13 protein-coding genes, 2 pseudogenes and 4 riboswitches are annotated in these 13,539 nt (G+C 42.0%); of the genes and pseudogenes, 4 read left to right on the forward strand and 11 right to left on the reverse strand.

The annotated features are described in order from the left end of the window. Positions 1–121: 121 nt before the first annotated feature. Positions 122–1,711 (forward strand): phosphoenolpyruvate carboxykinase (ATP), encoded by a 1,590-nt coding sequence (gene pckA, locus ACQKFO_RS20020; protein ID WP_427600561.1) that lies wholly within the window; start codon positions 122–124, stop codon positions 1,709–1,711. A gap of 54 nt (positions 1,712–1,765) precedes the next feature. Here pckA and ACQKFO_RS20025 read toward each other — a convergent pair whose 3' ends face one another. Next, positions 1,766–1,915, reverse strand: coding sequence for a lmo0937 family membrane protein (locus tag ACQKFO_RS20025; protein ID WP_113969836.1), 150 nt, complete (start codon positions 1,913–1,915; stop codon positions 1,766–1,768). Positions 1,916–2,132: 217 nt separating this feature from the next. On the opposite strand from ACQKFO_RS20025, the pseudogene ACQKFO_RS20030 reads away from it, so the two are divergent. Then, positions 2,133–2,354, forward strand: a pseudogene (locus ACQKFO_RS20030) (GNAT family N-acetyltransferase); the annotation flags it as partial. A gap of 41 nt (positions 2,355–2,395) precedes the next feature. Here ACQKFO_RS20030 and ACQKFO_RS20035 read toward each other — a convergent pair. The 8 genes from ACQKFO_RS20035 to ACQKFO_RS20070 form a co-directional block, all read right to left on the reverse strand. Continuing rightward, the gene (locus ACQKFO_RS20035; RefSeq protein WP_427600562.1) at positions 2,396–2,962 is read right to left on the reverse strand and encodes a biotin transporter BioY; all 567 of its coding nucleotides are present in this window, start codon (positions 2,960–2,962) and stop codon (positions 2,396–2,398) included. Between the two features lie 85 nt (positions 2,963–3,047). After that, positions 3,048–3,230 (reverse strand): hypothetical protein, encoded by a 183-nt coding sequence (locus ACQKFO_RS20040; RefSeq protein WP_427600563.1) that lies wholly within the window; start codon positions 3,228–3,230, stop codon positions 3,048–3,050. 100 nt (positions 3,231–3,330) lie between these two features. After that, positions 3,331–5,631, reverse strand: a complete 2,301-nt coding sequence (metE, locus tag ACQKFO_RS20045; RefSeq protein WP_427600564.1) for a 5-methyltetrahydropteroyltriglutamate--homocysteine S-methyltransferase — start codon at positions 5,629–5,631, stop codon at positions 3,331–3,333. A gap of 153 nt (positions 5,632–5,784) precedes the next feature. Further along, positions 5,785–5,969, reverse strand: a riboswitch (cobalamin riboswitch). Between the two features lie 69 nt (positions 5,970–6,038). Next, positions 6,039–6,149: riboswitch (SAM riboswitch) on the reverse strand. 95 nt (positions 6,150–6,244) lie between these two features. Beyond that, positions 6,245–6,442 (reverse strand): hypothetical protein, encoded by a 198-nt coding sequence (locus ACQKFO_RS20050; RefSeq protein WP_427600565.1) that lies wholly within the window; start codon positions 6,440–6,442, stop codon positions 6,245–6,247. Next, a complete protein-coding gene (gene thiC, locus ACQKFO_RS20055) occupies positions 6,420–8,177 on the reverse strand; it encodes a phosphomethylpyrimidine synthase ThiC (RefSeq protein WP_427600566.1) in 1,758 nt (585 codons plus the stop codon). Before thiC ends, ACQKFO_RS20050 begins: the two co-directional genes overlap by 23 nt. Before the next feature lie 149 nt (positions 8,178–8,326). Beyond that, positions 8,327–8,443, reverse strand: a riboswitch (TPP riboswitch). An 81-nt stretch (positions 8,444–8,524) separates the two neighbouring features. After that, positions 8,525–9,217 carry a copper homeostasis protein CutC gene (locus ACQKFO_RS20060; protein WP_427600567.1) on the reverse strand — a complete coding sequence of 231 codons (693 nt, stop codon included), beginning with the start codon at positions 9,215–9,217 and terminating at the stop codon, positions 8,525–8,527. Positions 9,218–9,346: 129 nt separating this feature from the next. Further along, the gene (locus ACQKFO_RS20065; RefSeq protein WP_427600568.1) at positions 9,347–10,285 is read right to left on the reverse strand and encodes an ABC transporter substrate-binding protein; all 939 of its coding nucleotides are present in this window, start codon (positions 10,283–10,285) and stop codon (positions 9,347–9,349) included. Positions 10,286–10,305: 20 nt separating this feature from the next. Next, positions 10,306–10,827 (reverse strand): hypothetical protein, encoded by a 522-nt coding sequence (locus ACQKFO_RS20070; RefSeq protein ID WP_427600569.1) that lies wholly within the window; start codon positions 10,825–10,827, stop codon positions 10,306–10,308. Positions 10,828–10,992: 165 nt separating this feature from the next. Continuing rightward, positions 10,993–11,179, reverse strand: a riboswitch (cobalamin riboswitch). A gap of 130 nt (positions 11,180–11,309) precedes the next feature. Between ACQKFO_RS20070 and ACQKFO_RS20075 the strand changes: the two genes are divergently transcribed. Continuing rightward, the gene (locus ACQKFO_RS20075; protein WP_427600570.1) at positions 11,310–11,642 is read left to right on the forward strand and encodes a hypothetical protein; all 333 of its coding nucleotides are present in this window, start codon (positions 11,310–11,312) and stop codon (positions 11,640–11,642) included. 39 nt (positions 11,643–11,681) lie between these two features. On the opposite strand, the gene ACQKFO_RS20080 is transcribed toward ACQKFO_RS20075, so the two are convergent. Next, positions 11,682–11,924: a DUF2584 domain-containing protein gene (locus ACQKFO_RS20080; RefSeq protein ID WP_427600571.1), complete on the reverse strand. Its 243-nt coding sequence runs from the start codon at positions 11,922–11,924 to the stop codon at positions 11,682–11,684. A 43-nt stretch (positions 11,925–11,967) separates the two neighbouring features. Next, positions 11,968–12,750 carry an alpha/beta hydrolase family protein gene (locus ACQKFO_RS20085; protein ID WP_427600572.1) on the reverse strand — a complete coding sequence of 261 codons (783 nt, stop codon included), beginning with the start codon at positions 12,748–12,750 and terminating at the stop codon, positions 11,968–11,970. Between the two features lie 219 nt (positions 12,751–12,969). Between ACQKFO_RS20085 and ACQKFO_RS20090 the strand changes: the two are divergent. Then, positions 12,970–13,518, forward strand: a pseudogene (locus ACQKFO_RS20090) (ABC transporter substrate-binding protein); the annotation flags it as partial. Between the last annotated feature and the right edge of the window lie 21 nt (positions 13,519–13,539).

The following is a 13,539-nucleotide window of genomic DNA, read 5'->3' on the forward strand; positions in this document are numbered from 1 at the left end:
TGTGACAATATGAAGACACATTATAAAATTGAATAAATAGTATAGACTAATGGTTCAATTGTGTTATACTAATTTTGTGAAGCAAACGAGATCATTAAATTTATATAAAGGAAGGGTTCTAATGAATTCAGTGAGCATGTCTAATGAATTAACAGAATTACTTAACGGTCAAAATATTCAGGAACAATTATCTGTTTCCCAACTAGTTGAAAAAGTCCTTCAACGAAATGAAGGCGTTTTAACATCATCAGGTGCAGTCAGAGCAGAAACTGGTAAATACACAGGACGCTCTCCTAAGGATAAATTCATTGTAGAAGAACCATCCACGAAGGATAAGATTGAGTGGGGTTCTGTGAATCAACCAATCTCTTCAGAATCATTCGATAAACTATATACAAAAGTATTAGATTACTTAAAAGAAAAAGAAGAAGTATTTTCATTCAAAGGGTTTGCAGGTGCTGACCCTAAACATAGACTACCGATTCAAGTGATCAACGAATTCGCTTGGCATAATCTTTTCGCTCACCAATTATTCATTCGCCCTACTGGAGAAGAGCTTAAGGGTCATCAATCTGAATTCACCGTCGTGTCTGCCCCGAACTTCAAGGCAGATCCAGCAGAAGACGGAACTCACTCTGAAACATTTATCATTGTATCATTTGAAAGAAGAATTGTCTTAATTGGCGGAACGGAGTATGCAGGTGAAATGAAGAAATCGATCTTCTCTGTCATGAACTACGTGCTTCCAGAATCCGATATCCTTTCCATGCACTGTTCTTCAAATGTCGGACGTGAAGGAGATGTGGCATTGTTCTTCGGTTTATCCGGTACAGGAAAAACGACATTGTCTGCAGATTCAAACCGTCGTTTAATCGGTGATGACGAGCACGGATGGTCTCCGAACGGTGTATTCAATATCGAAGGCGGCTGCTACGCTAAATGTATTGGTCTGACACGTGAAAAGGAGCCGCAAATCTTTGATGCGATCCGTTTCGGTTCTGTCCTTGAAAATGTGGTTCTCGATGACAATTCACGCATCGCTGATTATGAGGATAACACTTTGACAGAAAATACTCGTGCTGCGTACCCTCTTCAAGCGATGGATAACATCGTTGAACCAAGTGTTGCAGGACATCCAAATACCATTGTATTCTTAACCGCAGATGCATTCGGGGTATTACCTCCAATCAGCAAACTGACGAAAGAACAAGCAATGTACCACTTCTTGAGCGGATACACATCGAAGCTTGCAGGTACTGAGCGCGGAATCACTTCTCCACAAGCCACATTCTCGACATGCTTTGGCTCACCATTCCTGCCACTCCCTGCAACTCGTTATGCAGAGATGCTTGGGAAGAAAATCGATGAGCACAATGCACAAGTATTCTTAGTGAACACTGGTTGGACAGGTGGAGAATACGGTGTTGGTAACCGCATGAAGTTATCTTACACCCGTGCTATGATTCAAGCAGCTCTTGAAGGGGAACTGACTCACGTTGAAACTGAAACGGACGACATCTTTGGTCTGAACATCCCTGTGCACGTTCCTGGTGTTCCTGACGAAGTGCTTCAACCAAAGAGAACCTGGTCCAATGAAGCAGCCTATGAAGTGAAGGCAAGAGAACTTGCCCACAAATTCAACGAAAACTTCAAGAAATTCTCAAATGTACCGTCTGAAATCGAACTTAAAGGCGGCCCGGCCGTTAAATAGTATAGATAACAAAAGGTCCGTCCCTCTATTCTGAGGGACGGACCTTTTGTATCGTTATAATCCTTTTTTACGGCCAGTGATTCTGTTAAATAAAAAGACAACAATGGCAATAACAAGTAATACATGGATGATGGCTCCCCCGATTTTAAAAATTAATCCGAGTAACCAAAGGACTAAAAGAATTCCAATAATGGTCCAAAGCATGAGTTTCCCTCCTAGTAACTGTGTTTGATGCTAAGATTCCCTATTTGGATGAATATAAAACTACACATGATATTTCACCTGAAATTTTTTTACCTATTCTTAACTTCTGTTAGTTCATCTGAATTTATACAAATGGGTCATTTGCATCCACAATAATCGAATTTTCCCTGAAATAACACTTTACTAAATATTTCTAATGATTATTTACAGAGGGGAAACAACCGCCGAAAACAGTATGTCTGCGATGATTGTCGCTGTCTGCACACATCCCGGGTATAAGAAAAAAGGATATGCGACCGATTGTATGTCGAAGCTATGTCGTGATGTATTAGAAGAAGGAAAAGAACTGTGCTTATTCTATGATAATCCTGAAGCAGGAAAAATCTATAAGCGAATCGGATTCAAGGATATTGGCTATTGGTCAATGTATAAATTTTAGGCATAAAAAAGTTGACTCCCAACAAAGAGTCAACTTTTTCATTATGCTGCTACTTTCCGATTCCCAATTAACCTCGCCTGAACCAATCGTTGTCTTACAGTGATTCCAATCCAGCTTGCCAGGAATGCTTTGATAAGTCCAACTACGATAAATGGATATACACCTGCTGCCATTGCCTGATTCCAGCTAAGATCGGCTACAAATTTCAGTTGAATGGTACCCAGGATCAATGTAATGATCATTCCAACTGTATTGGCAATCATCGCCATTGGAATGGTAAATTTGGTTTTCTCAAGAATGAAGCCTGTAAAGAAAGCCGCTGCGATAAAGCCGAATATATAGCCTCCCGTAGGCCCGACCAGTACCTGTGCACCTCCGCTGAATCCTGCAAACACAGGAACACCTACTGCTCCCAGGGCTGCATAGCATACCATGGCGAACGCCCCATATCGGCTTCCAAGAATCGTCGCTGTAATTCCTACTGCTAATGTTTGCCCACTGATTGGAACGAGTGGCAGTGGAATTTCGATTTGAGCGAAAATCCCCGTAATCGCAGCAAAAATGGCACAGTGAATGATCACCCTTAGTTTTTCTCCGTTCACTTTCAAATCCCCCTTGTGTATGTAAACTATGTATAACATTAAGTTAACACAATTCAAAGGATTTTGGGAAGCTTATTTTTTCTCCTTTCCTTTAACTGAGGGCATAGACATTGCAGATTTTTTCTTTTGCCTGCCATTCTAAAGCTGTTTTTAATGAAACCCTCCCTTGAGGGAACTCATCAATCCCCTTTTCACTCACCAAGTAAAGGATGGTGCGATTTGGGTGAAGTTCATTAAATACTTGAATGATTCTTCCTATGGCTATGTATGGCATTTTCTTTTCTCTCCTTATGAGCAGGACGCAATTTCTTAAAACTGCGCCCTGCGTTTTGAAAAGGTGGAACGTAATCAGCTGCACCCGATCATATTGTCAATTAACCTTCCTTTTTCATGAGCATCTCTTCACGCACTTGTTCCGCCGCTTCCACCATGGTTTTAAGCGCTAAGACAGTCTCATCGATTCCACGTGTTTTCAAACCACAATCCGGATTGACCCAGAATAAATGGGGATCCAGCACTTCAAGAGCCCGATGTATATTACGGATTAATTCTGCACGCTTCGGCACCCGGGGACTGTGTATGTCATATACCCCCAGACCAATCCCTTTGTCATACGTATTGTCTTCAAACACATGGATCAATTCCCCATGACTTCTTGATGTTTCAATCGAAATCACATCAGCATCCAGATCACTGATGGCATCTATAATATCTTCAAAATCCGAATAGCACATATGAGTATGGACCTGGGTTTGGTTCTGTACAGATGAAGTGGCCAATTTGAAAGCATATACGGCAGCCTTAAGATACTCCTCCCAATTTTCACGCTTTAAAGGAAGCCCTTCCCTAAGTGCCGGTTCATCGACTTGTATCATGCGAATCCCATTGGCTTCTAATTCTTCTATCTCTTTTTGGAGAGACAGCGCGATTTGATTAGCTACTTCATAACGTGAAACATCGTTCCGAACAAATGACCAGTTTAGAATCGTGATAGGACCCGTTAACATCCCTTTAACCGGTTTATCCGTTAATGATTGAGCATATACGGTTTCTCTAACGGTCATAGGTTCTTTAAAATTCACATCACCATATATGAGCGGTGGCTTCACACATCTGGAACCGTATGATTGTACCCAGCCATACTTCGTAAATTGGAAACCTTCTAATTTCTCACCAAAGAATTCAACCATATCCGTCCGTTCGAATTCACCATGTACAAACACATCAAGGCCGATTTGTTCCTGAATTTCAATCCAGCGTTTGATTTCTGCATGAATATATCGTTGATACTCCCCATTAGAAAGTTCTCCCTTCCTCCACTTCATCCTCTGCCTTCTCACTTCCGGGGTTTGAGGAAAACTGCCGATTGTAGTGGTTGGTAGAAAAGGTAATGAAAAGTACTTGGCCTGTTCCAGTTTACGAATATGGAAAGAATCCCTTCTCCCGACATTATTGGGATGCAATTCTTCAACCTCTTCCTGCACATGTCTATTCTTACGCAACGGGGATTCGTTTAAATTCTTAATCGCCGTTACACTTTGAGCGATATCATCTTCTATTGTTTCGGCTCCGTAACAAATGCCTTTTGTTAAAATAGTGATTTCATGCAATTTCTCATCAGCAAATGATAGCGCGTCAATGAGAGGTGCCTCAAGTGTTTCTTCATTCTGCAAGGTTACAGGTACATGTAGTAAACTGCATGATGGCTGTATGATCAAGCGCTCACTCGGAACATAGCCTGCAATGACCGATAGACGTGAATGGGTATCAGCAAGATTGCTTCTCCAAATATTCCTGCCATCAAGAATGCCTGCTGCCAAGATTTTATCCTTAGGGAATCCGAATTTTTTCAGCGCCGCCAGATTATCATTACGATCATGCACAAAATCCATCCCTATGCCATCTACCGGGAGTGTTAACACCTGCTGGTACCTTTCCAAACTATCATAATAGGTTTGAAGGATGATCTTTAACCCGGGGCAGGACTCCTTAAGAATTTGATAGACTTCTTTGAATTGATCCATCTCTTCATCCCTGATGGAGGTACACAAAATCGGTTCATCCATTTGTACCCACTCTACACCCTCTTCCTGTAATTCACGCAATACCTCAGCATAAAGGGGGACAAATCGATCAACAAGGGTTCTATAATCACCGGTTTCATACCCCTTAGACAATTTAACAAAAGTGAAAGGACCTAAGATAACCGGTTTCCCTTTTACCCCTGTTTTTTCTTTTGCCTCTCTAAAGAAATGAAGAGGACGATTTTCCACCAACCGGGGTACGAGCCCATCAAGTTCAGGCACGAGATAGTGATAGTTGGTGTTAAACCATTTTGTCATTTCTAATGCCACCGCGTCCTTCGCGCCTCTGGCCATTTCGAAATACGTTTCAAGAGAAACCTTACCCCCACTATAATGAAACCTCTCGGGAACCAAGCCGAACATGACGGCTGTATCAAGCACATGATCATATAAGCTGAAATCTCCAACCGGAACCAGATCAATCCCCTGATCTAATTGCTTCTTCAAATGGTTGACTCGAATTTCCTCCATTTGTTCTAAAAAGGAATCCTTTTCAATCTTCCCTGCCCAAAATTGTTCCAGCGTCTTTTTCCATTCACGCTTTTCACCGATCCTTGGATATCCTAAATTCGAACTGATCACCTTACTCATTCATTCCTCACTCCTTATTCTGATAGGATTGTCATCAACTAAAAAATCTCCCTTTCAAATGGAAAGAGAGATTCATACGTATATCTAACTAGAGTCGAGACAAACTGGTTTTCTCAACACGCATTCCTCACCCCTCTCTATATCCACGTAGAGCATAAGCGCATACAACAGGCAGGTCTCCTGACTTAGGTTCACAGCTTCTTATCCCTTCCCATTTCAACAGAAATAGTGGTTGAATGATAAGTCGCTCCCCATCACAGTGGCGGGACCGTGCCGGATTTTCACCGGTCTTCCCTTTTAGCTGAGCATGACTCAGCACCTATTGCATTTGTCTATTTAATTTTTCTTTCATAAAAACGAAAAGCCCTCTCTTGAGATAGAGAGGGCTTCATGTTTATGAAAATCCTCTCTTATTTTCCAAAGCCATTTGCTTTGCAGGAATTAGCACCTTTTCAACACATCTGTTGAATGGTTGCCGGGTTTCACAGGGCCAGTCCCTCCACCTCTCTCAATAAGAGTTACACATATTTATTTACTATTCCGAAATTTGTACTAATCGTAGCACGGTACATAAAAGCTGTCAAAAGAAATTTAATCAATAGCTTACACTTTTCTAATAATAGGTACTTTCTACATAATGACATTTGATGCAAGATCTGGTTACATCAGTTTCATAGAAGACATGCCTGCAGTTTTCCTGAATGCTCTTCACTTCTTTTTCGAGTTGGATGACTCTCTGATTGAGCTTTACGATATCATTCTTCAATTTGAGTACATGACAAAGAGGTTCATCGATAGATGTTTGATCCATTTTCCACAAACTCCTTCGATTTTTCTTCCAATCCTTTTTCTATTTCCATTTGAGCTTCATCAAAGCTTTTCTCCTTCATACCCCTTATATCATGTGATATTCTCATTGAACAAAATTTCGGTCCGCACATGGAACAAAAATGGGCCGTTTTTGCCCCTTCTGCAGGAAGTGTTTCATCATGATACTCCCTTGCACGTTCCGGGTCCAGGGATAAATTAAATTGGTCATTCCATCTAAATTCAAATCGAGCCTTAGAAACGGCATTATCTCTTACTTGTGCCCCTGGATGCCCTTTCGCTAAATCCGCTGCATGTGCTGCTATTTTATAAGCAATGACACCCTCTCTCACATCATCTTTATTCGGTAATCCCAGATGCTCTTTCGGTGTTACATAGCACAGCATGGCTGTTCCAAACCAACCGATCATGGCAGCCCCGATGGCGGAAGTAATGTGATCATACCCGGGTGCAATATCTGTCGTTAATGGCCCCAGGGTATAAAAAGGAGCTTCATGACAGATTTCCATTTGCTTATCGACATTCTCTTTAATCATGTGCATCGGTACATGACCAGGGCCTTCAATCATCACCTGTACATCATGCTTCCAAGCAATTTGGGTTAGCTCGCCTAATGTTTCAAGCTCGGCAAACTGTGCTTCATCATTCGCATCCGCAATTGATCCGGGCCTTAAACCATCTCCTAAGGAAACGGAGATATCATAGGCTTTTAAAATCTTACATATATCTTCAAAATGTGAATAAAGAAAGTTCTCTTTATGATGGGCAAGACACCATTGTGCCATGATTGAACCTCCACGGGAAACAATGCCTGTTGTACGATCAGCCGTCAGATGAATATACCGCAATAATACACCTGCATGGATGGTGAAATAGTCGACACCCTGCTCCGCCTGTTCAATCAATGTATCCCTGTACACATCCCATGTAAGATTCTCAGCAATTCCATTTACTTTTTCAAGTGCTTGATAGATCGGTACCGTACCAACAGGGACAGGGGAGTTCCGAATGACCCACTCCCTTGTTGTATGAATGTTCTTACCTGTTGATAAGTCCATTATGGTATCGGCACCCCAACGAGTTGCCCACGTCATTTTCTCCACTTCTTCTTCAACGGAAGATGATACGGCAGAGTTTCCGATATTCGCGTTTATTTTCACATGAAAGTGGCGACCGATGATCATCGGTTCACATTCAGGATGATTGATATTAGCAGGAATGATGGCCCTGCCACTTGCTACTTCTTCTCTTACAAATGAAGGATCAACATTTTCCCGGATAGCGATGAACTCCATTTCCGGTGTAATGATCCCTTTTTTCGCATAGTGCATTTGTGTCACATTGCGACCCATTTTTGCCCGCATCGGGGTACGTTTGATAGGAGGGAACGACTCTACGTTTGTACGAGGACCGTCTCCTTTATAGCCGTTATCTTCCGGTTCGATTTCACGTCCCGGGTAAGCCGTGACATCCTGACGTTCCTGGATCCACTCTGTGCGAACGGAAGGTAATCCTTTATTAATATCGACTTGGTAACGCTCATCAGTATAAGGTCCGCTTGTATCGTATACACGAACCGGTTCATTCTCTTCCACGCCCAAGGTAAGATTCGTCCTACTCAGTTCAATTTCTCTCATCGGTACATGTATGTCTGGCCTTGACCCTCCGACATATACTTTTTTACTGTTTTCAAATTGGGATTTTAATTCGATTGCCACTTAACTTCTCCTCCTTTTGATTGGATCTTAGAAGTTACTGCGTCAGGCATCCCCCTTTACCATAAGAAGGAAATGAAGACACAAAAAAGGGTCCTGAATAGTCAGAACCCGAAATGTCAAAAAGTAGTAAGCGCCTCAAAATACAAATAAACGCTTCCGTACTACTTCCCTACGCTGGTATCATCCAGATCAGGTTCAAAGGGTCAAAGAACTTATGCGTTCTTCTCTCAGTCCAAGCAATGTATCGGACTCCCCTAGTAGAAATATTGATAGTATTCTATTGTATTACATACTATTTTTACCATAATTCATTCTTTTTTCAAATAGTAGTATAGTAACAAATCAAGTTAGGATATGATTACATGTTTGATTTCCATTACCTTTTCAGAGTCTATCCCTAAGTCATAGCTCCCATTATGCCGGACACCGGATCCTACATGATATTCTCTTGCTTTTAGCTTGCTGTGTATTCCGCCTATATTTTCCACAGTTATACCTGAACCCGGCATGATAATGGGACCACCAATTTTCTCAATTTCCCTCATTTCACCAATCGTATCCAATCCCTTACTCACTTCAGATTTTCCGCCTGATGTGAGAATTCGATCAACGTTTAAGCCTGAGTGGAATATTCCTTTACATAAGGCTACTGGATCATCTGACTGGTCGATAGCGCGGTGAAAAGTAATCGATTGACCCTTCGCACTTTGTACGATCTCTTTTAAAGCGTGGGAATCAAGCTTACCTCCATGTGATAATGCGCCAAAAACGATGCCACAGCCTCCCAGTTCAACTATAGTCCTAACTTGTTCGGCCATGGTATGCAATTCATCAGACTGATACGAGAAAGATGTACTATGTAATCGGATCATAATCTGAACAGGAATCGAAACAGTCTTTAATACTTTTTCTATCACATGAAAATCAGGAGTTAATCCTCCCTCATGTATGGCAGACACCAATTCAAGTCGATCTGCTCCGGATGCTTCTGCAACTTTGGCATCCTCCTCATTCAAGACTATGACTTCCAGTTTGCTCATGTTGAATTCTCCTAACGTAATGATGTTACGTATACTTTATCATAATGGCCTGAAGAGGGTAGAGCTTTAGATGAAAAAGACAATGATTCCCCATTCAAATCACTGTCTTCTCCAAACGAACATCCTACTCTATTCAGAAAACAATTCCGGATACACCGTTTCAGCTGTTAGCTCAACAGCTTCACCGATACGCGGTCCCGGTCTTGACATAATGTCTGAATCCAGGAAATGAACCTGATCATTTTTCACTGCATTTACATCCTTCCAGCTTTCCCGGGACTTGATTTCAGCTGTCGGCTCGTCGACATACCCCACTGTCGTCAAGATCATATTGGGATTCCGTTTAATGATTTCTTCTTCGCCTACTTTCACCCAGCCTTTTTGGTCTACAAAAATATTCTCCACCCCGGCCGTTTCCAGTATTTCCTGCTGAAACGTTTCTGCTCCTGCTGTATAAATATCAGGGGAGGGACTGATTTCAAAATATACTTGTTCTTTTTCCTTTAGCGTGCTCACTTTTTCTTTCACAACTGAAATCTGTTTCTTGATGCCATCCACCAATTCGTTCCCCTTCTTTTCTTCTCCCATTACCGTTGAAATTTGTTCAATATCCCCATAAACATCTTCAAAGGTTTGGGCAGATTGAATGACGAATACGTTTAATCCCGCCTCTTCAAGCTGCTTCACTCCGGCATCATCTCCAGTGGTATAAGCAATGACAACTTCAGGCTTTAGTGCAATGACCTCTTCAGCATTGACCGTCATGGAATCCGACACTCTTTTAATCTCCTTCGCTTCTTCAGGATAGTTGTCGAATTCAGTTGCCCCGATTACCTTATCTCCTGCTCCTATGGCAAAGAGAATCTCTGTGTTACTCGGCTGTAAGGAAATAACGGTTTCCGGCACTTTCTCAAAGCTAATCTCTTCTCCCCTGTCATCTGTCACAGTATAAGGCTCATCTTCATGCTTGACTTCCTTTGTGGATGTTACTTCTCCCCCATTGCTGCACCCTGCGAAAACAACCAGGATGGTTGATAATAGTAAACTGTTTAACCATGACTTTTTCATATTTCATCTTCCCCGCTTCTCTATTTTTTGTCTCTATACGATTTACTCACAAAAGGAATTTCTTCAATCCCTTCACATTTATTCACATAAACGGCCATAACAAACAGAACATTTGCCAGTAAATGGGCATATTTAAATAAAATGTTCTCCACTTTCATCTCAGTACTGACTTTATGTAAGGCACGGACGGACTTTTTTGCTTCACTGCGGCAGGTATGAAGCACGCATGCAGCTGTCGAGCCCTGTGGAAGGACAAAGGTTTGGATACGTTCCTCTACTTCCAACACATAACGATCGTACATTTGGCTCAATTTATTCAAGTCCTCTTCCTGGATGGCCGTCATTCCCCGCACCGAGCCGTTGAGATGGTACGCCATCTCAGCTAAATACAGTAAATCGTCATGCACTTTCGGTAAGTGCTCCGTCAATGATGACGCGAGTCCGATTTTAGTCGACAATGAATCGGTCCGGATCTCAAAATCTACCGTTGAAACAGATTCACGCATATAGGGATAACATAAGTATCGGAAATCCTTAGCCATATGTAAGTTCCTCCTTTCTGAATGATGTTTGTGAAGCACCTATCGTATCTTCCGGGAGGATAAATAAACACAAAAAAACCACCCAAGAATATTGGCCGGCAGTTGTCATCCATATGAAAAAGAGATGCTAAAAAGCCGCACCATCCCCTTAACTTCCGAAGAGCATAATACGATGGAAAAAAGGCAGGTATCCTGGCTCGTGCGTCAGCCTACTCTAAGAACCTTCCCATCTGAATGATCAAATAGTGGTTATCTTCTTATTTCGTCAGCACTTACAGTTGCGGAAACAGCTTCGGATTCACACCGAATTCCCTTTATGCTAAAGATCAGCACCTAATTTCTGCGTGGGTTTATTCACTTAAGGAACATTATACCACTTTATCCATTTCAAAGTTGATGAAGTTTTGGATAAAAAACAAACATGTTGGCGTACAAGCTTGAATACCTTTTGAGTATGTGAAGAAATGATAAGGAGGAAAAACATGAAGCGATTGGTTGTTTTGATATTATGCGTATTTTTATTAAGTGCATGTGGAGATAAGGAACCTGCATCCTATGAATTATGCGGATACGGGGATATGATGGTGGTGAACAATAAAGAATATGTGAAGGTCTCTGAGGAGAAGAAGCTGGTCCTGGATGAAAAACTCGGGGCTATTAAAGAAAAGATTGATAGTCAATATCACCCCGTAAATGATTTCACGGCAAATACACTGAAAAAAGGGACACCCATCTATAGCGTGAAAGATCACAGTAACTATTTGATCGCCCAGACTGAGGATAATCGCTATATTCTATATGAGGAAATCAAATAAAAGAAGGGCTGTAAGCAGATGTTTACAGCCCTTCTTTATTTAGTTCGTGGAATTCAAGGAAATCAACCGATACAGGATCGTCGTTTTTTTATCCGTCCACTCCATCTTTTCGATTCTGCCGTAACCACTGGGATCACTGTGCTTCGTTTTTCTTACATCTATCGGAATGTGCATAGGATAAAGGCGATATCCATCCTTTTGAAGCTCGAACAGGTTCTCTTCTTTCCTCACTTCTTTTCCTTTTGTCACAATCATCGTGTTTAATTCCAAGCCCATGCCCATTTCGCTTGACCTCGATCCTTTTTTATTTAATCATAACCACTGTCTATTGATTTTTCATCCATGTGCATAGCATGGAGACAATTTGTTGATTCTTTCGTGGTGGAAAATAATGCGTAAACTCTTTGAAGTATCGGGACGCAACAGATTTCTCCAACTCTTTCAGTCTTTTTTCTAATCTATATGCATGCTCCACTGAAACGTTCTGATCCTTTTCACCGTGAATGATCAATACGGGAGCTTCAAGGTTTTCTAATTCGTATAATGGGGTACGCCATTCGTATCGTTCCGGAACTTTATTGGGACTTCCCCCTATGACTCGTTTCATCATTCTCCTGAGATCCTTCCGTTCGTCATATGTCAAGAACATATCCGATACGCCTCCCCATGTAACAACGGAGGTGACATCCCTCTGCTCGATGCCTGTCATCAGCGCCATGACCCCACCACGGGAAAAACCAAACACATGGATCCGGTCATGGACCACCCTGTGATAGTGTTTAAGTAATTCAACACCCGAAATGGCGTCTTCACGATCATCCCCAGCAAAATCTTCATTTCCCTCTCCTCCAAGATTGCCTCGATAATAAGGAGCAAAAACAATGAACCCGTGAGAAGCAAATTGAGCGATTCTCGCAGGGCGGACCATGCCGACGCCTTTTATCCCGCCTCTCAAATAGAGAAAACCGTCATACTTCCCAACTCCTGCCGGTTCAGCCAATAATCCCTTCACCCGGAGGCCACCGGATAGATAGGTAATTTCATATAGTTCCACATGAGGATTAGGTGAAGGAAACAATGTTTTCTTCACGATCGTTCCGTTTTTCATATTCTCTTCCTTTCAAACCGTGCATTGGGTATTCACACATTTTTTGTACTCTACATAGGATATTTTAGCAAATCTCATCATCAAGAGAGAAGATACAAGACGCTGCCTTTATGACCATCCTACCCTTTTAATATGGAAAGATAAACAAGGCAAAGAGAGATGCACTCATCCCATTCTATCGATAAACGAGTTTCACAAAGCTAAAAGGAGGAATATTGAATGAAAAAATGGCTTCGCAGTGGCTTTGCCGTGTTGCTCATAAGCATGTTGTCAATCGGATTGACAGCATGTGGAGAAAAAGAAGAAGTCGTACAGAAAGTTCGTGTAGCAGAAGTGACCCGCTCGATTTTCTATGCTCCTGAATATGTCGCGATCGAAAAAGGATTCTTCAAAGAAGAGGGGCTCGACATTGAACTGACCACTACATGGGGTGGAGATAAGACAATGACCACCTTGCTATCGGGTGGTGCAGATGTCGCCCTGGTCGGTTCAGAAACCTCCATCTATGTTCATGCACAAGGTTCGGATGACCCCGTCATTAACTTTGCTCAATTAACCCAGACAGATGGAACATTTCTTGTTTCCCGTGAAAAAGCCGAGAACTTTGAATGGGATCAGCTAAAGGGGTCCACTTTCCTTGGTCAGCGTAAAGGAGGTATGCCGCAAATGGTCGGCGAATTCGTCCTGAAGCAGAATGGCATCGACCCGCAAAACGATTTAAACCTGATCCAGAACATTGATTTCGCGAATATCGCGAGTGCCTTTGCGGTCAGCTACAAAACAGTCTAC

Origin of the sequence: Rossellomorea sp. NPDC071047 (assembly GCF_050270195.1) — a bacterium.
Taxonomy (GTDB): Bacteria; Bacillota; Bacilli; order Bacillales; family Bacillaceae_B; genus Rossellomorea.